This is a genomic window from Microbacterium sp. NPDC089186 (genome assembly GCF_040685115.1).
GTDB lineage: Bacteria > Actinomycetota > Actinomycetes > Actinomycetales > Microbacteriaceae > Microbacterium > Microbacterium galbum.
Window position 1 is genome coordinate 216,577 of sequence record NZ_JBFBHJ010000003.1, and the last position, 22,316, is coordinate 238,892.

Sequence of the window (22,316 nt, forward strand, 5' to 3'; positions counted from 1 at the left end):
GGTTCCGGCCGTTTCGGCCTGTTCTCGGTGCATCGCCCTGTTTTCGTGACGGCAGGGTGCGCGAGGCGTGCCCGCGGCATGATCACCAGAACAGGCTGTGCGACGAGGACAGGCCGCTTGCTGCGATCTCAGCCTGTTCTCGTCGCCTCCCCTGTACTGGTGACGGCGGATCGGCGCCGAACATGCAGAACGGGCCGGGATATCGGCATCCCGGCCCGTTCGCGCTTGCTCACGCGCCTACGGGCGCGACTTCTCCCACTCCTCGATCGTCGGGATCGAGCCGGTGGGCGTCTGGCGGGCCATGGGGATGCGGGTGCCGAGCACCTGGGCCACCACGTCGTGGGCGATCTTCGACGCCGTGAGACCGGCATCCTCGAGGATCTGCTCGCGCGTGGCGTGATCGATGAATTCATCGGGGATGCCGAGCTCGTCGACCGCCGTGTCGACTCCGGCCTCGCGCAGCACCTGACGGACCCGCGTGCCGACACCGCCCACGCGAATGCCGTCCTCGATGGTGATGACCAGACGGTGCTCCCGCGCCAGGTCGACGATCGAGGGCTGCACGGGGATGGCCCAGCGCGGGTCGATCACGGTGGCGCCGATGCCCTGCGCCTTGAGCCGTTCCGCGACCTCGAGGGCCAGGTGCACCATCGGGCCGATGCCGACCAGGAGGACGTCCTCACCCGAACCGCGACTGAGGACGTCGACTCCGTCATGCAGGCGCTCGATCGCCTCGACGTCGTCGTTGACCTTGCCCTTGGGATAACGCACGACAGTGGGGGCATCCTCGACCGCGGTGGCCTCGCGGAACACCTCGCGCAGACGGGCGGCGTCGCGCGGGGCCGCGATCCGGATACCGGGAACCAGCTGCAGCATCGCCAGGTCCCAGATGCCGTGATGGCTGGGGCCGTCGGGGCCGGTCACACCGGCGCGGTCCAGGACGAAGGTGACGCCGGCCTTGTGCAGCGCGACATCCATCATCACCTGGTCGAACGCGCGGTTCATGAAGGTGGCGTAGATGGCGACGACGGGGTGCAGCCCGCCGAAGGCGAGGCCGGCGGCGGATGCCACGGCGTGCTGTTCGGCGATGCCGACGTCGTACACCCGCTCGGGGAAGCGCTCGGCGAACTTCTGCAGGCCGGTGGGGCGCAGCATCGCCGCCGTCATCGCGATCACGTCATCGCGTTCGGCGCCGACCGTGACGAGCTCCTCCGCGAAGACATCGGTCCACTGCACCCCGCCACCGGAACCGAGTGCTTCGCCCGTGATCGGATCGATCTTGCCCACCGCGTGGAACTGGTCGGCCTCGTCGCTCATGGCCGGCGCGTAGCCGCTGCCCTTGTCGGTGATGGCGTGGACGATGACGGGGGCACCGTACGACTTCGCCAGTTCGAGCGTCTCGATGAGCGACTCGAAGTCGTGCCCGTCGATCGGGCCGAGGTATTTGATGTCGAGGTTGCTGTAGAGCGCTTCGTTGTTGGTGAAGCGCGAGAGGAAGCCGTGGGTGCCTCCACGGACGCCGCGATAGACGGCGCGGGCCGCCGGACCCAGTCGGCGGAAGAGCGTGTCGGAGCCGCGGTGCAGGGTGCGGTACGCCTCGTTCGTGCGGACACGGTTGAGGTAGCGCGCCATGCCGCCGATGGTGGGGGCGTACGAGCGTCCGTTGTCATTGACGACGATGACGAGGTTGCGGTCGTTGTCGTCGCTGATGTTGTTCAGCGCCTCCCACGTCATGCCGCCGGTGAGGGCACCGTCGCCCACGACGGCGATGACGTGGCGATCGCGGCGGCCGGTGCGGCTGAACGCCCGGGAGACGCCGTCAGCCCAGCTGAGCGAACTGGAGGCGTGCGATGACTCCACCACGTCGTGCTCGCTCTCGGAGCGCTGGGGGTAGCCGGCGAGTCCACCGCGCGAGCGGAGGTTCTCGAAGTCCTGGCGCCCGGTGAGGATCTTGTGCACATAGGACTGGTGTCCGGTGTCGAAGATGATGGGATCCGCGGGCGAGTCGAACACCTTGTGCAAGGCGATCGTGAGCTCGACGACGCCGAGGTTCGGACCCAGGTGCCCGCCGGTGCGGGCGACGTTCTCGACGAGGAAGGATCGGACCTCGGCGGCGAGCTGACGCAGCTCGTCGGGGTTCAGGCTGTCGAGGTCACGGGGGCCGTGGATGCCGGGTAGGAGAGCCATGTGACTCCTCTCGTGCGGGGCGCGCAGGGGTCTGCGCGTCTGTCGATTCTAGTCTCGGGGGGTGCGGAGGGCCCGGCAACGGCTTGCCGATCGCGCTCCGGTAGTGTCCGCCTTCGCGGGCGCAGGGACGACACCGCGAGAGCCGCGGTGTCGCCCCGCTGGTCAGTCCATCCACCCCCGCAGCGTGGTCTGAAGGCGCCAGATCACGTTGTAGAGATTCAGCGGGGCTTCGTCGATGGGCCGCCAGGGCTGACCGACGTGGGCGGCCCACTCCGGGATGCGGCCGCAGCAGAGACGGTGACCCGTCAGGCGGAAGACGGCATTGGCGAATGATCTGCGCACAGAGGTGTCCCCTCGTTCGTCGCCGGCCCCGGGCGGGGCTGGCGTGGGCAGATCGTCATCCGTCGAATCTACCCGAGGGGAAAACGAAGGTGCCCCGGGAGCGCGAGGCTCCCGGGGCACCTGACGGATGTCGCTCAGACGAGCGAGCGCAGCACGTACTGCAGGATGCCGCCGTTGCGGTAGTAGTCGGCCTCACCGGGGGTGTCGATGCGGACCACGGCGTCGAACGTGACGGTCTGCTTGCCCTCGGGCGAGAACTCGCTCGGTTCGGCGGTGACCTTCACCGTCTTGGGCGTGACGCCCTCGTTGAGCTGCTCGATGCCCTCGATCGAGACGATCTCGGTGCCGTCGAGGCCCAGCGACTTCCAGCTCTCGCCCGCGGGGAACTGCAGCGGCACGACGCCCATGCCGATGAGGTTCGAACGGTGGATCCGCTCGAAGCTCTCGGTGATGACGGCCTTGACGCCGAGCAGGTTCGTGCCCTTGGCCGCCCAGTCGCGCGACGAGCCCGAGCCGTACTCCTTGCCGCCGAAGATCACCAGCGGGGTGCCCTGCGCCTGGTAGTTCTGGCTCGCGTCGTAGATGAACGACTGCGGGCCGCCGGGCTGCGTGAAGTCACGGGTGTAGCCGCCCTCGACGACCGCGCCGTCGTTGACCGCCGCCGTCAGCTCGTTCTTCAAGCGGATGTTCGCGAACGTGCCGCGGATCATGACCTCGTGGTTCCCGCGGCGCGAGCCGTAGGAGTTGAAGTCCTTCTGCGCGACGCCGTGCTCGGTCAGGTACTGCGCGGCGGGCGTGCCCGCCTTGATGTTGCCGGCCGGGCTGATGTGGTCGGTCGTCACCGAGTCACCGAGGGTCGCCATGACCCGCGCACCGGTGATGTCGGCGACCGGCGAGGGCTCCATCGACATGCCGTCGAAGTACGGGGCCTTGCGGACGTAGGTGGAGTCGGCATCCCATTCGAAGACGGGGCCGGTAGGCGTGGGCAGGTTCTTCCAGCGCTCGTCGCCCTCGAAGACGGTGGCGTACTGCTGGATGAACTGTTCGCGCGAGATCGACGCGTCGATGATGGTCTGCACCTGGTCGGGCGCGGGCCAGATGTCCTTCAGGAAGACGTCGTCGCCGTTCTGGTCCTTGCCGAGGGCGTCGGTCTCGAAGTCGAAATTCATCGAGCCGGCGAGGGCGTAGGCCACGACCAGCGGCGGAGAAGCCAGGTAGTTCATCTTCACATCGGGGCTGATGCGACCCTCGAAGTTGCGGTTACCCGAGAGGACGGCCGTGACGGCGAGGTCGTTCTCGTTGATCGCCTCGGAGACCTCCTCGATGAGGGGGCCCGAGTTGCCGATGCAGATCGTGCAGCCGTAGCCGACGGTGTAGAAGTCGAGACCCTCGAGCGCCTTGTCGAGACCGGACTTCTCGTAGTAGTCGGTGACGACCTTCGAGCCGGGGCCGAGCGTCGTCTTGACCCACGGCTTGCGCTTCAGACCCTTGTCGACGGCGTTCTTGGCGAGCAGACCCGCCGCGATCATGACCGAGGGGTTCGAGGTGTTCGTGCACGAGGTGATGGCCGCGAGTGTGACGGCACCGTTGTCGAGCAGGTACGACTGCCCGTCGGGCGTGGTGACCTTGACGGGGTTCGACGCGTTCGCGGGGTGACCCGACGAGATGAGCACCTCGCTCTCGGTGACCTCCTCGTGCTCCTCACCGGGGACCGAGCCCGGGTCGGATGCCGGGAACGTGCCGTCGACCTCGAGGTCGACGATCGAGTCCGAGACCGACGTGCCGGCGTAGTTGAGGATGTCCTTCTCGAACTGGTTCTTGGCCTCGGAGAGCAGGATGCGGTCCTGGGGACGCTTGGGTCCGGCGATCGAGGGGACGACGGTCCCGAGGTCGAGCTCCATGTACTCGCTGAAGACGAGCTCGCGGGCCGGGTCGTGCCAGAGCTTCTGCTCCTTGGCGTACGCCTCGACGAGGGCGACGGTCTGCTCGTCGCGACCGGTGAGGCGCAGGTAGTCGAGCGTGACGTCGTCGATGGGGAACATCGCCGCGGTCGAGCCGAACTCGGGGCTCATGTTGCCGATGGTGGCGCGGTTGGCGAGCGGCACCGAAGCGACGCCCTCGCCGTAGAACTCGACGAACTTGCCGACCACGCCGTGCTGGCGCAGCATGTCGGTGATCGTCAGCACGACGTCGGTCGCGGTGACGCCCGCGGGGATCTCGCCGCTGAGCTTGAAGCCGACGACGCGCGGGATGAGCATGGAGACGGGCTGGCCGAGCATGGCCGCCTCGGCCTCGATGCCGCCGACGCCCCAGCCGAGCACGCCCAGGCCGTTGACCATCGTGGTGTGCGAGTCGGTGCCGACGCAGGTGTCGGGGTAGGCGCGCAGCACGCCGTCGACCGAGCGGTCGTAGATGACCTTGGCCAGGTGCTCGATGTTGACCTGGTGGACGATGCCCGTTCCCGGGGGGACGACCTTGAAGTCGTCGAATGCCGTCTGGCCCCAGCGGAGGAACTGGTACCGCTCGCCGTTGCGCTCGTACTCGATCTCGACGTTGCGCTCGAGGGCGTTCTCGCTGCCGAAGAGGTCGGCGATGACCGAGTGGTCGATGACCATCTCGGCGGGCGAGAGCGGGTTGATCTTGTTCGGGTCGCCGCCGAGAGCGGTGACGGCCTCGCGCATGGTGGCGAGGTCGACGATGCACGGGACGCCGGTGAAGTCCTGCATCACGACGCGGGCGGGCGTGAACTGGATCTCGGTGTCGGGGTCGGCCGTGGGCACCCACGAGCCGAGCGCCTCGATCTGCTCCTTGGTGACGTTGGCACCGTCCTCCGTGCGGAGCAGGTTCTCCAGCAGCACCTTCAAGCTGAAGGGGAGCTTCTCGTGACCGGCGACCGTGTCGATCCGGAAGATCTCGTAGTCGGTGCTGCCGACCGTCAGGGTGCTCTTTGCACCGAAGCTGTCAACCGTGGACACGATCGTCTCCTTCGTCGGCGAATGCGCAGGCGTCGGCCCGCATTTCTCCATCTTCCCCGCGCTGCGCAGCCGATTCCAGGAAGGTCGGCCTAACCGATCGGGGGGACGGATTTATCTTGATGTCAAGATAATATCAGGACTCGCGGCGTGGCGAGAGAGATCGGACCACGAGCCACGTCACGGCCAGCATCGGCGCGAAGAGCGGCAGGCCCATGACGATCTTCAGCGTCCCGAGCGCGGTCACGTCGCCCGCGAAGTAGAGCGGGAGCTGAACCGCGAGGCGCGCGGCGAAGAGGGCCGCCCACGCCAGCGAGAGCCACGTGTAGGCGCGCTTCTTGCGCCGGTCGGAGCGCCAGCGCGTCCCCTCGCCCAGCAGGTATCCCGCGGCGAGGCCGATGAGCGGCCATCCGACCAGCGCCGAGACGAGGAACGCCGTGCCGTAGGCGCCGTTGGTGAAGAAGCCCAGCACGAAGTTGTCCTGCCCGCGACCGGTGACGAGGGCCAGGACGGCGGCTCCGACGGTGGCGAGCAGTCCGCCGATCGCGGCGCTCGGGGGCGACTTCGCGATCAGCCGGGCGAGGGTGAAGACCACGGCGAGCCCGACGGAGACGCCGAGGCTCAGCCACAGGTTGCCCTGTCGCGTCTCGGGGTCGATCGTGACGGTGAAGAGGACGACGAACGCCAGCGACGGCAGCACCGACTCCAGGATGCCGCGCCACCCGCCCATCGCGGACCACACCGCCGCTCCGGTACTGGCGTGCGCCGCGGGGTCGAGGCCGGCGCGCCGCGCGGCGTTGCCGAGGGCTGCTCCCATGCTGTCGGCGGCGGACGGTGGCTGCAGCGGCACGCGGTCGGAGTCCGACGTCGAGCGCGAGGACTCCTCGCTCATGCGGTCGCGGGGCTCGACGGCATCCGCAGGGGGATCAGGTCGCGCGGCGGCATCGGCGACGTTCCCCGGACGACGACGATCGAGCGGAAGAGGTCTTCGACCGCGGCGGCGGCTTCGACGTCGCTCGTCGCTGCTCCCCCGACCACTCCGCGCAGGAACCAGCGCGGGCCGTCGACGCCGACGAAGCGCGCGAGACGCTTCCCCGCGCCGTCCGCTCCCGCCATGACCGGGACCTCGGCGAGCAGTTCGGGACCCAGGGGGCCTTCGCGCTCCTCGACGCGTCCGCCCTGCTGCTTGACCTGCTGGCGGATCTGCTCGCGCGTCTCCTCCCACAGCCCGCTCGAGCGCGGAGCGGCGAAGGGCTGCACCTGCAGGGTCGAGTCGGCGTAGTCGAGCCCCACGGCGACGATGCGCTTGGTCTGCTCCTCCACCTCGAGACGCAGGTTCAGGCCCTCGCGCGGAAGGATCTTGATACCGCCGAGGTCGATGTAGGGGCGGACGGGGTTCGCTTCGGCTTCGTCGAAGGGTCCCGCGCTGTCGCGGTCGACCGGGGCGCTCTTCGCGGGCGGAGCCAGCTCGGTCCCGGGCTCCGTGGTCTCGGACCCTTCGGGCGTGGGGGTGGTCTGCGACTCGTCGGTCATCGGGTGCTCCCTTGCAGGCTCTGGTATCCGCTCGATCCGAAACCGCCTTCGCCGCGCACGCTCTCGGGGAGTTCGTCGACGGGGACGAAGCGCACGGGCGGGACGGGCATCACGATGAGCTGGGCGATGCGGTCTCCGACCGCGATGTCGTAGGCCTCGTCGAGGTCGGTGTTCAGCAGCGCGACCTTGATCTCGCCGCGGTATCCGGCGTCGATCGTTCCGGGCGCGTTGACGATGGTGATGCCGTGCTTGGCGGCCAGACCGCTGCGCGGAACCACGAAGGCGGCGTGGCCCTCGGGAAGGGCTATGCGAACACCGGTGCCCACGAGGGCGCGGCGTCCGGGCTCGAGACGAACCGCCTCGGCGGCGGTCAGGTCGGCGCCGGCGTCGCCGGGGTGGGCGAAGACCGGGGGCTCGGATGCGACAATTGGGACGTCCACCGTTTCGGTCACCCCACGAGGGTAATGCAGAAGAGGGGGTGCGGCATCCGCACCGCAGTCGAGTATCGAGAGCGTCTGAGCCCGTCGCTGTGGGCGCTCGTCGCCGCCGCCGTGTGCGGTCCCATGGCCGCCGTCGTCTTCTCGCCGCTCGATACGACTCTGGCGCTGTTCATCGGCCTCATCGTGTCGGTGGCGATCGTGGTCGGTCTCCTCGCGATCTCACCCGTCGTCGAGGTGCGCGACGGCGAGTTGCGCGCCGGTCGCGCGCACATCCCGGTGGAGTTCCTGGGCGTTCCCGCCGGCGTCGTCGCCGAGGAGGCCCGCATAGCCCGTGGAAGTGGTCTCGACCATCGGGCCTGGCATGTCATCCGGGGCGGGATCGACGGCATCGTCACGATTCCCGTGACCGATCCCGACGACCCGACCCCGTCGTGGGTGGTGTCCACCCGCACGCCGGATCGCCTCGTCGCGGCGATCCAGCGTGCTCAGCTCAGGCTGCGCACTCCAGGCAGATGAAGCCGGGGCCGCTCTCCTCTGCGATCTGAGAGCGGTGCTTCACGAGGAAGCAGTTCATGCAGGTGAACTCGTCCTCCTGCGGGGGCAGGACGACGACATCCAGCTCGATGTCGGAGAGGTCGGCGCCGGGCAGTTCGAAGCCCGAGGGGTTGTCGGCATCCTCGTTGTCGATCGACCCCGACGCCTTGTCGGGCACGCGCTCCTTGAGGGCCTCGATCGACTCGCTGTCGTCCTCGGTCTTGCGCGGTGCGTCGTAATCGGTTGCCATGCGTGCGGGTCTCTACTTCCGGTTTTCGTGGTGCTGTGCCCCATCGGGTGCCCGATCGGGCGGCCATAGTTTGCATGACACGTCTGCGATAAGCAAATGCTCGCGGGCGCGCCTGCGTGTCGGGCGAGACGGGAAACTCGCGGCGCGCCCCGGATATTCCCGGAACCGGGCGACGCGCATGTCAGCATGGGCGCTGACCGCAGATCGGAGGGGTGTTTCGCATGGAACAGCTCAAAGTCATCGGAACCGAAGATGACGTCCTCGTCGTGGCGACGCAATCGGGTGAACGCTTCGCTTTGGCGCTCGACGAGGTGCTGCGCGCCGAGGCTCGCCGCGCGCGCCGGGACCGTGAAGACGACGACCGCGCCCCGCGTCCCAGCCCCCGCGAGATCCAGGCGCACATCCGGGCGGGTCTGTCGGCGCGCGAGGTGGCGACGCTTCTGAACGCCCGCGTCGAGGACGTGGAGCGCTTCGAGGGGCCGGTGCTCGCCGAGCGCGAGCATGTCGTGGCGCAGGCCCTCGCGGTCCCCGTCCTGCTGGGCGGCACCCTCGAGCACGACGCCCCCATCACCTTCGGAGCAGCGGTGCGGGCCAAGCTCGCCGAGGCCGGGGCTTCGGCCGAGCGATGGACCAGCTGGAAGGAGGGCTCCGGCTGGATGGTCAAGCTGGAGTTCACCGCCAACGGGATCGAGCACGACGCGCGGTGGGGCTTCGAGCCGCGCCGCAGCAGCCTCTCCCCGCAGAACGCCGATGCGATCCAGCTGTCCCGCCAGGGATCGCTGCCGGAAGGCCTCATCCCGCGTCTGCGCGCCCTCGACAACGTGGCGAAGGACGACTCCCGCTTCGACAGCGGCGCATTCGGTCCCCGGCGCCTCGACATCGACGACGAACCCGGCGTCGAAGCGACCGGACCGGTGGCCCCGGCGGTTCAGGCGGCCGCCATCAAACGCGCCCCCGACGCCCCGGTGGCCTCGTCCGAGACCGCCGATCTGCTCGAGGCCCTCCGTCGACGCCGCGGACAGCGCGAGCCTCTGCCCGGGACGTCGGATGTCGAGCCCGAGCCGCGGCCCGCGTCGCCGCCGGTCGCCCTCTTCGACGCCGTCGAGCCGGGCTACGTCGAGGACTCCGTCGACGACACCGTCGAACCGGAACGCCCGCAGCCCGACACGGTACGACGCGCCAAGGGTCGCCCGTCGATGCCGTCGTGGGACGAGATCGTCTTCGGCGCACGCACCGACGAGAGCTGAGGGCGCCGGGCCTCAGGCGAAAGCGCCCAGGCGGAGCAGCGGCACCGTGCGCTCCTCGTCGGTGAGGGAGCCGTGCTGGCCGATCATGCGCTGCGGTCGCTTGTCGACCTCGCGGTCGTCGTAATACGCGAAGCGCCCGCGCGCCGCCACGACGACGTCGCCGATGCGCTCGCGCACCTCGTCGTCGACGGGGCCGAAGAGACCGGCCGCGATCGCCTCGTCGCGCGTCAGCACCCACGCCCGCGCGGCCTCGTCGCTCTTCCAGCGCGAGGCCATGGCATCCGCCCGTCCATCGTGGGCGTAGAGATGGAGCATTCGCGGCTCGCCGCCGAGCAGGGCGACGTCGTCGAGGAGGGGATGTCCGTCGCGCAGCAGGACGTGCTTGTGAGCGGGCACGTCGACCATGCCGTGATCCGCCGTGACGATGACACCGGTGCGGGGGCCGATCGACTCCGCGAGGCGACGGGCCGCCGCGTCGACGCGTTCGAGCGCGTCGGTCCACCGGTCGGACTCCCAGCCGTCGCGGTGACCGGCGGTGTCGAGCTCGGGCGCGTACAGGTACGTGATGGATCCCGGATGCCGCGCGGCCAGATCGGCCGCCAGCCGCACGCGCTCGTCGAGGTCGTCGGAGGGGAAGAAGGACGCGCCGCGGAGGGTGGCTTCGGTGAAGCCGGTACCCGTGTAGCTCGTGCGCGACACGACGAAGGCCTCCCGGCCGGCCGCCGCGTGCGTCTCGAACAACGGCGTCCGACGCTGCCACAGATGCGGGTCGAGGCCGTCGGTCTCCCAGCCGTGCAATTGATTCGGCGCCAGGTCGGTCCCGGGGATGCGGACGCGATACCCCACGATCCCGTGGGCGCCGGGGGCGGTTCCGGTCAGCAGGCTCGTCAGCGCGGCGGCGGTGGTCGACGGGAAGACGGTGCGGGCGACGTCGCGGCGCCCGCCCACCGAACCGAGGAACCGCGCGTGACCGCGTCGCGCCGCGAGGTTGTGGGCGCCGAGGCCGTCGATCACGAAGACGATCGCGCTCTGGGCGGGCGCGAACCACTCCGACGAGCCGGACAGTGCGGCGATCGACTGCTCCACCACACCGGTGAGGCTCCGGGAGCGCGGCGGGTCCGCCGGTAGGCTGAGTGACATCGGAGCAAGTCTTCCACACGGCTCCCGACCCCGTCCCGACCGGACGCCCGCCCGACCCGAGGCCGTTGATATGCCCGTTTCCCGTTCTTCCTCGCCCGCGACGGGCTCCCCCGTGACCGAGCGCATCGAAGACGTCGATGTCTCGACCGAGATGCAGGGCTCGTTCCTCGAGTACGCCTACTCGGTCATCTACTCGCGCGCGCTGCCCGACGCCCGCGACGGGCTGAAGCCCGTGCAGCGTCGCATCCTCTACCAGATGGCCGAGATGGGGCTGCGCCCCGACCGCGGCCACGTCAAGAGCGCGCGCGTCGTCGGCGAGGTGATGGGAAAGCTCCACCCGCACGGTGACGCGCCCATCTACGACGCCCTCGTGCGCCTCGCGCAGTACTTCTCGCTGCGCGTCCCCCTGGTCGACGGGCACGGCAACTTCGGCTCGCTCGACGACGGCCCGGCGGCACCCCGCTACACCGAGGCGCGCCTCGCTCCCCCGGCCCTCGCCCTCACCGAGAATCTCGACGAAGACGTCGTCGATTTCATCCCCAACTACGACGGACAGTTCCAGCAGCCCGAGGTGCTCCCGGCGGCCTTCCCCAATCTGCTCGTGAACGGTGCGACGGGCATCGCGGTCGGCATGGCGACCAACATGGCGCCGCACAACCTCATCGAGGTGGTCGCCGCGGCGACCCACCTGCTGCAGAATCCGGATGCCACGGTCGAGGAGCTCATGGAGTTCGTCCCGGGACCCGACCTCCCCTCGGGCGGCATCATCGTCGGTCTCGACGGGATCAAGGACGCCTACACGAACGGCCGCGGCACGTTCCGCACGCGGGCGAAAGCGTCGATCGAGTCGCTGGGGCCGCGCCGCACGGGAATCGTCATCACGGAGCTGCCGTACCTCGTCGGCCCCGAGCGCGTGATCGAGAAGATCAAAGACGCCGTGCAGGCGAAGAAGCTCGCCGGCATCGCCGACGTCACCGACCTGACCGACCGCAACAACGGACTCCGGCTCGTCATCGGCATCAAGACCGGCTTCGACCCCAAGGCCGTTCTCGAGCAGCTCTACCGGCTCACCCCCCTCGAGGACTCGTTCGGCATCAACAACGTCGCGCTCGTCGACGGGCAACCGCAGACGCTCGGCCTGCGCGACATGCTGCGCGTCTACATCGACCACCGCATCCGCGTCGTCACGCGTCGCAGCGAGTACCGCCTCGCGCGCAAGCGCGAACGCCTGCACCTCGTCGAGGGACTGCTCATCGCGATCCTCGACATCGACGAGGTCATCCAGGTCATCCGCTCCTCCGACGACGGCGAGCAGGCCCGTACCAAGCTGCAGGAGGTCTTCGACCTCTCGCATCCGCAGGCCGAGTACATCCTCGAGCTGCGCCTGCGGCGCCTCACGAAGTTCTCGCGCATCGAACTCGAGGCGGAGCGCGACCAGTTGCACGCCGAGATCGCCCAGCTCGTCGAACTGCTCGGAAGCGAGACGCTCCTGCGCCAGCAGGTCGCGACGGAACTGGATGCCGCGGCCGAGGCGTACGGAACCCCTCGCCGCACCATGCTGCTCAACGGTGGACCGGTGCAGCCCCGATCCGCGCGGGCCGCGGCCGCCGCCGACCTGCAGATCGCCGACGCCCCCTGCCGGGTGTACCTGTCGGCCACCGGGCGCATGGTGCGCGCCGAGCTCGTCGCCGACGCGCCGGGCGGAGGGGTGATCGCTCCGACGCGACGGTCGAAGCACGACGCCGTCCGCTCGGCCGTCGACACCACGACACGCGGTGACATCGGTGCCGTCACCTCGGCCGGGCGCCTCGTGCGGTTCTCCCCCGTCGATCTGCCCTCTGTTCCGGCCAACTCGGTGCACCTCAGCGCGGGCACGAAGGTCGAGCAGTACCTGGCCCTCGCCAAGGGCGAGACCCTCGTCGCCCTCGTCCCCCTCGTCGACGCACCGACGATCGCGCTCGGCACCGCGCAGGGCGTGGTCAAGCGCGTCGCCGCGACCGAGCTCGGCACCAAAGACGAGATCGAGATCATCTCGCTGCGCGACGGCGACGAGGTGGTGGGGGCCGCACCGGCGGGTGACAACGCCGAGCTGGTGTTCGTCGCCAGCGATGCGCAGCTCCTGCGCTTCGATGCCTCCTCCGTACGACCGCAGGGGCGATCCGCAGGCGGGATGGCCGGCATCCGTCTCTCCGACGGCGCGCGCGTGATCGCGTTCGCGGTCGTCGGCGCCTCGGCCTTCGACGCGGTCGTCGTGACGGTCGCGGGATCGTCGTCGGCCCTGCCCGGAACGGACGCCGGCACGGCCAAGGTGTCGGCGTTCACGGAGTTCCCCGCGAAGGGTCGGGCCACGGGCGGCGTGCGCGCGCAACGCCTGCTGCGCGGAGAAGACGCCCTCACCGTGGCCTGGGTCGGGACGGACCCCCGGGCCGTGGGCTCGGACGGCTCCGTCCGGGCGTTGCCGGAGTCCGGAGCCAAGCGCGACGCGTCGGGTCAGCCTCTCGAGGCCGCCGTCGGCGCGATCGGCACCGTGGTCCGCTGAGTCGGGCCGGGCGCGGGTCGCCCGTGCCGGCACCGGCGTGCACGATCGCGAGGGTCTCCGAAGAAACGCCGGGTGCGCCGTCGGATCCCCGGCGCGGCGTCCTGGGTGCCCGCCGTTGTGCACGCCTCGCGGGCCGGCGCCCGCTGGTGTGCACACCTCGCGCGTCAGCGCCGCGCCGCCTCGAGAGCCGCGGCCGGCCTCTCATCGGAGGTACCGGGACCGTGGGCTCAGCTCCGCGAGTCGGTCTCGACGCGGGCCGGTACAGCGGGTCGACCCGCCACGGACTCAGACGTCGATGCGTTCCCGCGCCAACCGGTCGCTGGAGTCGATGATGAACTCGCGACGCGGCGCGACGTCGCTGCCCATGAGCAGATCGAACACGGAGGCCGCGGCCTCCATGTCCTGCACGCGCACGCGACGGAGGGTGCGCCCGCCGCGGTCCATGGTGGTCGTGGCGAGCTGGTCGGCATCCATCTCGCCAAGACCCTTGTAGCGCTGCACGGGCTCCTGCCAGCGCTTGTTGGAGCGCTTGAGCTTCGTGAGCAGGGCGTGCAGCTCTTGCTCGCTGTAGGTGTAGATGGTCTCGTTGGGCTTGGTCCCGGGATTCATCACCACGACGCGGTGCAGCGGCGGGACGGCGGCGAAGACCCGCCCCTCTTCGACGAGCGGTCGCATGTAGCGGAAGAACAGCGTCAGCAGCAGGGTGCGGATGTGGGCCCCGTCGACGTCGGCGTCGCTCATCAGGATGATCTTGCCGTAGCGGGCGGCGTCGAGATCGAAGGAACGGCCGGAGCCCGCACCGATCACCTGGATGATCGAGGCGCACTCGGCGTTGGACAGCATGTCGCTGATCGACGCCTTCTGCGTGTTGAGGATCTTGCCGCGGATCGGCAGCAGCGCCTGGTATTCGCTGTTGCGGGCGAGCTTGGCGGTCCCGAGCGCGGAATCGCCCTCGACGATGAACAGTTCCGAATCGGTGACGTCGTTGGAACGGCAGTCCACCAGTTTGGCCGGCAGCGACGAGGACTCGAGGGCGTTCTTGCGCCGCTGGGTCTCTTTGTGGGTGCGCGCCGAGATGCGCGCCTTCATCTCGGAGACGATCTTCTCGAGCAGCTGCGCGGTCTGCGCCTTGTCGTCGCGCTTGGTCGAGGCGAACAACGCCGCCAGCTCCTTCTGCACGACGGATGCCACGATCTGGCGCACGGCAGGAGTGCCGAGGACCTCTTTGGTCTGGCCTTCGAATTGCGGCTCCGGCAGGCGAACGGTGAGGACCGCGGAGAGTCCGGCGAGGATGTCGTCCTTCTCGATCTTGTCGTTTCCGACCTTGAGCTTGCGCGCGTTCTGTTCGACCTGCGAGCGCAGGACCTTCATCAGACCCTGCTCGAAGCCCTGCTGATGCGTGCCGCCCTTGGGCGTGGCGATGATGTTGACGAACGACCGGACCGTCGTGTCGTACCCGGTCCCCCACCGCACGGCGATGTCGACCTCGCACTCGCGCTGCACCTCGGTGGGGATCATCGACCCGCCCGGCTGCAGAACGGGTACGGTCTCGGTGAACGTCCCCGTTCCCGTGAGGCGCCAGGTGTCGGTCACGGCCGCGTCGGGGGCGAGGAAGTCGGCGAACTCGGAGATGCCGCCGTCGAAGCGGTAGCTCGTCTCGACGCGCTCCTCGCCGCGGTCGTCGAGGACGACGATCTCGAGCCCCGGCACGAGGAACGCCGTCTGACGCACGCGCTGGACGAGCTCGTCGTGGCCGAAGGCGGCATCCTTCGTGAAGATCTGCCGATCCGCCCAGTAGCGGATGCGCGTGCCGGTGACGCCCCGGGCGGCCTTGCCGACCACGCGCAGCTCGCTGCTGCGCTCGAAGGGCGTGAAGGGCGCGTCGGGTCCGTCGCCCGCGAACAGGCCGGGCTCGCCGCGATGGAACGACATGGCGTAGGTCTTGCCCGAGCGGTCGACCTCGACGTCGAGGCGCTCGGAGAGGGCGTTGACGACCGACGCGCCCACGCCGTGCAGACCGCCGGATGCCGCGTACGAACCGCCGCCGAACTTGCCACCCGCGTGCAGCTTCGTGAAGACGACCTCGACACCGGTGAGTCCCGTGCGCGGTTCGACATCGACGGGGATGCCGCGCGCGCGGTCGCGCACCTCGACACTGCCGTCCGCGTGCAGCACGATGTCGATGCGCGTCCCGTGGCCGGCGAGGGCCTCGTCGACGGAGTTGTCGATGATCTCCCACAGGCAGTGCATGAGGCCGCGGGAGTCGGTCGAGCCGATGTACATTCCGGGGCGCTTGCGCACGGCTTCGAGGCCCTCGAGGACCTGCAGGTGGTGGGCGGAGTACTCGGACGTCACGGTTTTCAGCGTAATCGGGGCCACCGACATCGCCTGCCAGACACACAGCGGGGTCGGGTCACCGTACGCGCACAGCGAAATGTGATCAAGCCGCGGCATAGGGGAAACATCCGCGTGGTTATATGTGTGGACTCGCCCACGATCACCTGAGGAGGGCACCCGAGATGACCACCACGACCGCACCCGACGCGTCTGTTCTCGACCACCGCCTGACGGCGGCGGATCGCTGCGACTCCTGCGGCGCTCAGGCCTACATCGCCGCCGAGGTGAACGGCAGCGAACTGTTGTTCTGCGCGCACCACGGCCGCAAGTACGAAGAGAAGCTCCGCAGCGTCGCCACCTCCTGGCACGACGAGACGGCGCGCCTCAACGCCGCCGACTGACACACCGTCCGAACGGGCCTCGTGCCGTCTCCTTCGGGAGCCGGTCCGGGGCCCGTTCCGCGCTCCGGCACGGCGATCTCACCCGCACCGGCGGCCTGCCGTCCGACCCCCGCGCGACGGCATGCCTGCCCGACTCGCGCCCGCTCGCCCGTCCGGTCAGCTCGAGACGTAGCGGCGCGGTACGGCGGGAGACACGCGGAGGGCGATCTCCTCGCCGATCGTGTCGATGAGTTCGGCGAGATCGGTGGCGCTGTTGCGTGATCCCCGTCCGAACACGATGACCTCGTCTCCCGGGGCCGCCCCGGGCCAGGGCGCGACGGACACGGAGACGGGGGTGATCGCCTCGACCCGCCGGGGACCCGCCGGGGTGTCGACGTCGAAGCGCCCCGCGAGGGTACTCGGCAGCCCGTGGAGACTACCGACATCGAGGCGGACCCCCGCGGCGTCCACGTCGGTCACCGTCGCCACGAGAGCCGCGATCGGTTCGATCCCCAGTGAGGCCTCGTCGGGGCCGCCGGCGGGGCGGATGCCGTACGAGAACGCCCCCACGCGCACGAGGTCTTCTCGGAACTCCCCACGGGCGAACCCGGCCGCGCTGGCGGCGAGGTGCGAGAAGCGAGGATCGAGACCGGCGGCGCGGGCGGACTCGCGCGCGGCGAGGAACACCGCTCGGGCCTCATCGTCGTCGGCGTCGGATGCCTCGGAGATGTGCGACCAGATGCCCTCGAGCTCCGCGCGGCCCCGCGCGACGAGCGCGGCGGTGCGATCGAGCGCCTCGCCCCACCGTTCGGGACGGATGCCGTTGCGGTGCAGGCCCGTGTCGATCTTGAGGTGGATGCGCGCCACACCGCCCACGGTCAGGCCGGCGAGGTCGTCGAGCAGGGCCTCGTCGCCGACGCCGAGGTCGAGATCGGCCGCGATGCCGGCGGCGAGGTCATCGGCCCCGCCGATGAGCCAGACGAAGATGCGGGCCTCGGGACCGACCACCGCCCGGACGGCCGCGCCGGTGACGACGTCGAACGCGCCGAACCAGCGCACGCCCTGCGCGAACGCGTGGGCGACGAGGCGTTCGAGTCCATGCGCGTAGGCGTCGTCCTTGACCACCAGCATGTGGGCGGCGGGGGCGACGGCCTCGCGCACGCGGTGGAGGTTGCGGGAGAAGGCGTCGAGGTCGACGCGGTACGAGGCGGTCACGCGATCACTTCCCGTTCGGCACGCGCGCCGACCATGGCGACGATCTCGGCTGCGGTGAGGCCCGTGGCATCCGCCCACTCCTCGAGGGAGGGGTGCCCATCGGCGGGATCGCCGAAGAACACGACCTCTGCTCCGCGGGTGATCGCCGTGTCGCCGACATCGACGACGCTGACGTCCATCGCCACGCGCCCGACGATCCGATGACGCCGCCCGTCGATCGACACCGTCGCGGCATTGCCGAGGGCGCGCACGACGCCCTGTGCGTAGCCCCCGGTGACCAGGGCGACGGTCGTGTCGTGCGGGGCACGGTGCGTGTAACCGTACGACACCCCCTCCCCGCGCAGCAGCGGCTTGGTGCCGAGAGCGCGCCCGCGCAGCGACATCACCGGGCGCGTGTGCGCCCCCGGGAGGCCGTACAGCGCGACCGGGTCGAGGGCGGCGGCATCCATTCCGAGGTCGGCGAGGACGGATGCCACCCATGCGGCACCGTGGCCCCAGGCGTCGGCGGCGAGGGCGTCGGCGCCGTTCGGCGCCAGGGAGAGCGGGGCGTTGGCGCTCAGAGCAGCGGTGGACAGAGCCGCGACGGGAGCGACTCCCCCGGCCCCGGGCGTGCGGGCAGGGAGCGTGGAGGTCACCCCTTTAGACTAACGGGGTCCTTCGTCCCCGACCCCGGAGCGTGCATGCCTAGCCAGGGCTTCTCCCCCGTCACCCGTCTGCGCTACCTCGCCGGACGCGCCCGTCGCATCGACGTCGGATCCGTCGTGGAGCGCGCCAAGGAGGCCTCCGCCCAGCACGGCAAGTCGCTGCCGCTGGTCGTCGCCGACATGCTCTTCCAGGCCGGCGTGAAGAACGTCGGCTTCCAGGACTACATCGACTACGACTTCGCGATCCTCACGCCCGCCGAGCGCGCGACGTACATGACGCACCCGGTCTCGAACCAGATCTCGCAGAAGTACGACCACCCCGACTACCGCGGTCTGTTCCAGGACAAGGTGGAGTTCGACCGGAAATTCAGCGACTTCCTCCGCCGCGACTGGATGGTGGTGGATGCCGGCAACGCCGACGAGCTGCGCGCCTTCACCGAGCGGCTGGGCACCATCGTCACGAAGGAGCCGGTGGGCCAGGCCGGAACCGGTGTGCACCGTTACCACGCGGCCGGGGTCGAGGACTGGACGCAGTTCCACCGCGGGCTCCTCGAGCGCGGAGAGATCCTCGTCGAAGAGGTCATCCGCCAGCACGACGACCTCGCAGCGGTCTGCCCCGGAACCGTCAACACCACGCGCGTCACGGCGTTCTTCGACGGGGAGAAGACCCACATCCTGGCGATGGCGCAGAAGTTCGGCCGCGGTGCGGTGAGCGACCAGATGACGTTCGGCGGCTTCTACACGATGCTCGACGAGAACGGCCACGCCCTCGGCGCCGGGTACGACTCGCACGGCCACGTGCACGAGCTGCACCCCGACTCGGGCGTGCGCATCGCCGACTTCCAGCTGCCGATGATCGACGAGGTCAAGGCGTTCGTCGACCAGGTCGCCCGTGTCGTGCCGCAGGTGCAGTACGTCGGCTGGGACATCGTCGTCGGTCCCGAGGGTCCCGTGCTCGTCGAGGGCAACTGGGGTGCCGGGGTCTACGAGAACAAGCCGAGCGTGACGGGGATCCGTACCGGGCACAAGCCGCGCTACCAGGCAGCCATCGGGTTCTGATCCCGGATGCCGTGAGGCCCGCTCCCCACGCGGGGGCGGGCCTCACGCGTGCCCGGAGGGCGCTGGGGTCGTCAGGGGTTCCGGTGGCTTCGACGGGCTCAGCCACCTGGGTGGCGAGGAGCCTGAGCTCGACGAAGGGTCATGGCGCGGCACGACGCCCCTCGGCATCCACACAGCAAAGGCCCGCCCCGCGAACGGGACGGGCCTTCCGTGCGACAGGTGTCAGCTGTGGCGGACGATACCCAGCGGAGTCGACTCGTGACCCTGACCGAGCGGGTTGTCCTTCAGAATCGCGACAAGTCGCTTCTCACCGGCCTTGTCCATGGTGGAGCCGAGGATGTTACCGCCCAGATCGTTGATGTCGACGACGGCGACGTCGAGGTCGATGCCGAGCAGCGACTTCAGACGGGCCGCAACCTCTCGGGGGCGCTCCGGGCCGAGGACGACGGCCTGGTTGTACGGCGGGATCGTGCCCTTGGTCGGACCGTCGATCGCGCGGGCCTTGTCGCCGGCGATGCGATAGAAGTCGCCCTTGCGCCCGAACGCTTTGGTCACGGCGGAGACCGCCGCGGCGAACAGGATGCGGGGCGTGCCGCACTCGCGCAGCGCCATCTCCATGGTCTCGGGCATCCCGAGACCGATGCCGTATGGAGTGCGCGTGACGTACTTCGACAGGAACAGAGCGAGCCTGCGCGGCGTGATCGAGTCGAGCTTGAACGAGCGGCCCTGCGTGATCGCGACGATCTTCTCGGTGACGAACAGCAGGTCGCCCGGCTGAACGGCTTCCTTCGCGTACTCGAGGATGAAGGCGTCGAGGTCGTCACCCGGCATGACGACCCGCGTGCGGATCGGGATGCGGGCGTACGACGTGCCGTCGACGGTACGGGTGAGCGCCTTGCCGGCGTTGGCCTCCGCACTCATTCGAGGTAGTCCCGGAGCGACTGCGAGCGGCTGGGGTGACGCAGCTTCGCCATGGTCTTCGACTCGATCTGGCGGATGCGCTCGCGCGTGACGCCGAACGTGTCGCCGATCTGGTCGAGGGTCTTGGGCTGACCGTCGCCGAGGCCGAAGCGCATGCGGATCACGCCCGCCTCGCGCTCGCTCAGCGAGTCGAGGAGCGACTCCAGCTGACGCTGCAGCATGGTGAAGCCGACCGCGTCGGCGGGGACCACGGCCTCGGTGTCCTCGATGAGGTCACCGAATTCGCTGTCGCCGTCTTCACCGAGGGGCGTGTGCAGCGAGATGGGCTCGCGGCCGTACTTCTGCACCTCGATGACCTTCTCGGGGGTCATGTCGAGCTCGCGGCTGAGCTCTTCCGGGGTGGGTTCGCGACCGAGGTCCTGCAGCATCTGACGCTGAACACGTGCAAGCTTGTTGATGACCTCGACCATGTGCACCGGGATGCGGATGGTGCGGGCCTGGTCGGCCATGGCGCGGGTGATCGCCTGACGGATCCACCAGGTGGCGTACGTCGAGAACTTGAAGCCCTTGGTGTAGTCGAACTTCTCGACTGCACGGATCAGACCCAGGTTGCCCTCCTGGATGAGATCCAGGAACTGCATGCCGCGACCGGTGTAGCGCTTGGCGAGCGAGACGACGAGGCGGAGGTTGGCGCCGAGCAGGTGGCTCTTCGCGCGCTGGCCGTCGCGGGCGACCCACTGCAGGTCGAGACCCAGCTGACCGGTCTTCTCGGCGGCCGACATGTTCGACAGCTTCTCTTCGGCGAACAGGCCCGCCTCGATGCGCATCGCGAGCTCGACCTCTTCGGCCGCGTTCAGCAGCGGGACTTTACCGATCTGCTTGAGGTAGTCCTTGACCGGGTCGGCGGTCGCGCCGGTGATCTGCGCCGAGTAGACGGGGACGTCGTCCTCATCGCTCGACGAGATGACGATCGCGCCGGACGGCAGGGCCTCGGCGGGCGCGGCCGGGGTCTCGTCGTCCTCATCGTCGTCGGACTTCTTGGCGCCGGGCTTGGCCGCGTCGTCGGACTCCTCCGCGTCGTCGCTGTCTTCGACGTCGATCTCGACGTCGCCCTCGTCCTCGACGTCCTCTTCGTCTTCGAGGTCGTCGTCCTTCTTCGCCTTGGTCTTGGCCTTGGCGGGCGTCGCCTTGGCCTTGGCGGGGGCCTTCTTGGCGGGAGCCTTCTTCGCGGTCGTCGTCGTCGACGCCGTCACGGTCTCCTCGGAGTTCTCGAGCTCGGTGTCCTTCGCACCCCGGGAGCGGGTCTTGGTTGTCGTGCCTGCCACGTTTCGCCTTTCACCGGGAACGTACGTTGCACGGCCACCGGTCGTTCTCGGACACTAGTAAGACCCTTGTCAAGTACCGAGCCGAGGAGCGTGGCTCCTTGACCGGATGACAACGGGTCAGGTTCTTCATTGTCTCACATCCCCCGACCGGGACTTGACGCGGACCGGGGATCTATGCGTAGACAACGCCCTTCCGGCCATCCGCATTCCCTCCGGACGCCGTACCTTGCGGCATCCGGTGACGGGGTCGCCGCGCGGTCGCCGCGTCTTGGGCGCGTCGCCGTACTCCGCCGGACTCAGCCGAGCTTGCCGCGCCGGTCGTCGTCGCCGGGGCGGGTGGCGAGGAACCGCTCGAGTTCCGCCGCGAGCTCGTCGGCGCTGGGCAGGTCGCCCGTGTGGATGATGGGGGTCGCGTGCGTGGAGCCGGCCATATAGGAGTCGTAGCGCTCCTCCAGCCCCTCGAGCATGCGGGTGAGCTCTTCGCTTCCCTCGACCTGCTCGGCGACCTTGCCGATGAACTCGCGGTTCTCCTCGCGCAGCACCTCTCCGGAGAACACGAGTCCCGTCGCGACGGTGAGGCTGTCCAGAGCGGCCAGGGCGGCGGCCGGGTATTCCGTGTCGCCGAGGTAGTGCGGAACGAGCAGCGCGAAGCCGGCCACTTTGGCGCCGGCCTCCGCGAAGCGGTATTCGAGCAGATGACCCGCCGTGGAGGGGACCTGCGTGTGCGGGCGCCAGACCGAGTGCGCTTCGGCGAGGTCGGGTCGCGTGCCGCTGACCGTGGTGCCGATGGGCCGCGTGTGCGGCACCGGCATGGGGATCGCGTGCACCCACGTGACCGACGACACCTGCATGCCGGCGGAGAGCTCGAGAACGGTCTCGGCGAAGGCCTCCCACAGGAAGTCGGGCTCGTAGCCGGCCAGCAGCAGGAACGGGTGCCCGAGCGAGTCGTGCGCGAGCGAGAGTTCGAGCCGGGCCGGTCGGTAGTCGGTGAGGTGGTCCTCGACGAAGGTGATGACCGGACGCCGCGCGCGGTAGTCGAGCAGCACGTCGTTGTCGAACACGACGACGGGGTTCGGCTCCAGGTCGTCGCGGAAGTACTCGACCAGTCGGGTGACGGCCCCGCCGGCGTCGGTGAACCCCGTGAGGGCGATCACGAGCGGCAGGCCCGACGGCACGGGCGGCGCCGCGGGGGCGCGGTCGTACAGCGGGGCGGAGGAGGGCATGCATCCACTCTACGAGCGCTCCCGGATG

General features: G+C 69.6%; 19 protein-coding genes. 5 read left to right on the forward strand and 14 right to left on the reverse strand.

Annotation, left to right across the window (positions count from 1 at the left end; all coding sequences use genetic code 11):
- Positions 1–237: 237 nt before the first annotated feature.
- The 6 genes from dxs to dut form a co-directional block, all read right to left on the reverse strand.
- Positions 238–2,187, reverse strand: a complete 1,950-nt coding sequence (dxs, locus tag AB0N82_RS11245) for a 1-deoxy-D-xylulose-5-phosphate synthase (RefSeq protein ID WP_315995711.1) — start codon at positions 2,185–2,187, stop codon at positions 238–240.
- Between the two features lie 162 nt (positions 2,188–2,349).
- Complete coding sequence (locus tag AB0N82_RS11250) at positions 2,350–2,529, reverse strand: hypothetical protein (RefSeq protein ID WP_315995710.1); 180 nt, start codon at positions 2,527–2,529, stop codon at positions 2,350–2,352.
- 134 nt (positions 2,530–2,663) lie between these two features.
- Positions 2,664–5,504, reverse strand: coding sequence for an aconitate hydratase AcnA (acnA, locus tag AB0N82_RS11255; protein WP_363391619.1), 2,841 nt, complete (start codon positions 5,502–5,504; stop codon positions 2,664–2,666).
- 133 nt (positions 5,505–5,637) lie between these two features.
- Positions 5,638–6,393, reverse strand: coding sequence for a DUF3159 domain-containing protein (locus tag AB0N82_RS11260; protein ID WP_315995708.1), 756 nt, complete (start codon positions 6,391–6,393; stop codon positions 5,638–5,640).
- Positions 6,390–7,034, reverse strand: a complete 645-nt coding sequence (locus tag AB0N82_RS11265; protein WP_315995707.1) for a DUF3710 domain-containing protein — start codon at positions 7,032–7,034, stop codon at positions 6,390–6,392. Before AB0N82_RS11265 ends, AB0N82_RS11260 begins: the two co-directional genes overlap by 4 nt.
- Complete coding sequence (gene dut, locus AB0N82_RS11270) at positions 7,031–7,486, reverse strand: dUTP diphosphatase (RefSeq protein WP_363391623.1); 456 nt, start codon at positions 7,484–7,486, stop codon at positions 7,031–7,033. The genes AB0N82_RS11265 and dut overlap by 4 nt, the downstream gene beginning before the upstream one ends.
- Positions 7,487–7,498: 12 nt before the next feature.
- Here dut and AB0N82_RS11275 point away from each other — a divergent pair, with 12 nt between their 5' ends.
- Positions 7,499–7,990, forward strand: a complete 492-nt coding sequence (locus tag AB0N82_RS11275) for a DUF3093 domain-containing protein (RefSeq protein ID WP_363391626.1) — start codon at positions 7,499–7,501, stop codon at positions 7,988–7,990.
- Here the strand turns inward: AB0N82_RS11275 and AB0N82_RS11280 are convergent.
- Positions 7,965–8,258 carry a DUF4193 domain-containing protein gene (locus AB0N82_RS11280; protein WP_056231545.1) on the reverse strand — a complete coding sequence of 98 codons (294 nt, stop codon included), beginning with the start codon at positions 8,256–8,258 and terminating at the stop codon, positions 7,965–7,967. The two genes, AB0N82_RS11275 and AB0N82_RS11280, sit on opposite strands and share 26 nt — an antisense overlap.
- Before the next feature lie 221 nt (positions 8,259–8,479).
- Between AB0N82_RS11280 and sepH the strand changes: the two genes are divergently transcribed.
- Positions 8,480–9,505 carry a septation protein SepH gene (sepH, locus tag AB0N82_RS11285; RefSeq protein ID WP_315995704.1) on the forward strand — a complete coding sequence of 342 codons (1,026 nt, stop codon included), beginning with the start codon at positions 8,480–8,482 and terminating at the stop codon, positions 9,503–9,505.
- 12 nt (positions 9,506–9,517) lie between these two features.
- Here sepH and AB0N82_RS11290 read toward each other — a convergent pair whose 3' ends face one another.
- Positions 9,518–10,645, reverse strand: coding sequence for a nucleotide pyrophosphatase/phosphodiesterase family protein (locus AB0N82_RS11290; RefSeq protein WP_363391631.1), 1,128 nt, complete (start codon positions 10,643–10,645; stop codon positions 9,518–9,520).
- Between the two features lie 70 nt (positions 10,646–10,715).
- Here AB0N82_RS11290 and AB0N82_RS11295 point away from each other — a divergent pair, with 70 nt between their 5' ends.
- Positions 10,716–13,184: a DNA topoisomerase IV subunit A gene (locus tag AB0N82_RS11295; protein ID WP_363391634.1), complete on the forward strand. Its 2,469-nt coding sequence runs from the start codon at positions 10,716–10,718 to the stop codon at positions 13,182–13,184.
- Positions 13,185–13,469: 285 nt separating this feature from the next.
- Here AB0N82_RS11295 and AB0N82_RS11300 read toward each other — a convergent pair whose 3' ends face one another.
- Positions 13,470–15,569 (reverse strand): DNA topoisomerase IV subunit B, encoded by a 2,100-nt coding sequence (locus AB0N82_RS11300; protein ID WP_363391637.1) that lies wholly within the window; start codon positions 15,567–15,569, stop codon positions 13,470–13,472.
- A gap of 134 nt (positions 15,570–15,703) precedes the next feature.
- Between AB0N82_RS11300 and AB0N82_RS11305 the strand changes: the two genes are divergently transcribed.
- The gene (locus tag AB0N82_RS11305) at positions 15,704–15,922 is read left to right on the forward strand and encodes a hypothetical protein (protein WP_076675603.1); all 219 of its coding nucleotides are present in this window, start codon (positions 15,704–15,706) and stop codon (positions 15,920–15,922) included.
- A gap of 156 nt (positions 15,923–16,078) precedes the next feature.
- Here AB0N82_RS11305 and AB0N82_RS11310 read toward each other — a convergent pair whose 3' ends face one another.
- Together AB0N82_RS11310 and AB0N82_RS11315 are read right to left on the reverse strand one after the other, a co-directional pair.
- A complete protein-coding gene (locus AB0N82_RS11310; RefSeq protein WP_363391640.1) occupies positions 16,079–17,116 on the reverse strand; it encodes an alanine racemase in 1,038 nt (345 codons plus the stop codon).
- Positions 17,113–17,751: an alanine racemase C-terminal domain-containing protein gene (locus AB0N82_RS11315; protein ID WP_363391643.1), complete on the reverse strand. Its 639-nt coding sequence runs from the start codon at positions 17,749–17,751 to the stop codon at positions 17,113–17,115. The genes AB0N82_RS11310 and AB0N82_RS11315 overlap by 4 nt, the downstream gene beginning before the upstream one ends.
- A gap of 45 nt (positions 17,752–17,796) precedes the next feature.
- On the opposite strand from AB0N82_RS11315, the gene AB0N82_RS11320 reads away from it, so the two are divergent.
- Positions 17,797–18,819, forward strand: coding sequence for a sugar-transfer associated ATP-grasp domain-containing protein (locus tag AB0N82_RS11320; protein ID WP_363391646.1), 1,023 nt, complete (start codon positions 17,797–17,799; stop codon positions 18,817–18,819).
- Positions 18,820–19,041: 222 nt separating this feature from the next.
- On the opposite strand, the gene AB0N82_RS11325 is transcribed toward AB0N82_RS11320, so the two are convergent.
- From AB0N82_RS11325 to AB0N82_RS11335, 3 genes are all read right to left on the reverse strand, one after another.
- Positions 19,042–19,740, reverse strand: coding sequence for a coenzyme F420-0:L-glutamate ligase (locus tag AB0N82_RS11325; RefSeq protein WP_363391649.1), 699 nt, complete (start codon positions 19,738–19,740; stop codon positions 19,042–19,044).
- Entirely contained in the window at positions 19,737–21,065 is a 1,329-nt protein-coding gene (locus AB0N82_RS11330; protein ID WP_315995696.1) for an RNA polymerase sigma factor, read from the reverse strand. Before AB0N82_RS11330 ends, AB0N82_RS11325 begins: the two co-directional genes overlap by 4 nt.
- Positions 21,066–21,361: 296 nt before the next feature.
- A complete protein-coding gene (locus AB0N82_RS11335; RefSeq protein ID WP_315995695.1) occupies positions 21,362–22,288 on the reverse strand; it encodes a PAC2 family protein in 927 nt (308 codons plus the stop codon).
- Positions 22,289–22,316 lie beyond the last annotated feature (28 nt).